1 rRNA gene is annotated in these 253 nt (G+C 51.8%); it reads left to right on the top strand.

The features are described 5' to 3' along the window. A 23S ribosomal RNA gene (locus tag FCL40_RS18495) occupies positions 1 to 253 on the top strand; the annotation flags it as partial.

Raw genomic sequence — 253 nt, 5'->3', positions numbered from 1 at the left:
CAGCCAGGATGTTGGCTTAGAAGCAGCCATCATTTAAAGAAAGCGTAATAGCTCACTGGTCGAGTCGGTCTGCGCGGAAGATGTAACGGGGCTAAACTAGACACCGAAGCTGCGGATGCACACTTGTTGTGCATGGTAGAGGAGCGTTCTGTAAGCGGTTGAAGGTGTGTCGAGAGGCATGCTGGACGTATCAGAAGTGCGAATGCTGACATGAGTAACGTTAAAGCGGGTGAAAAACCCGCTCGCCGGAAGA

Origin of the sequence: Ferrimonas sediminicola (genome assembly GCF_005116715.1) — a bacterium.
Classification (GTDB): domain Bacteria; phylum Pseudomonadota; class Gammaproteobacteria; order Enterobacterales; family Shewanellaceae; genus Ferrimonas; species Ferrimonas sediminicola.
Note: the sequence above shows the minus strand (reverse complement) of the source record. Positions and strands in the feature narration are given on the sequence as shown.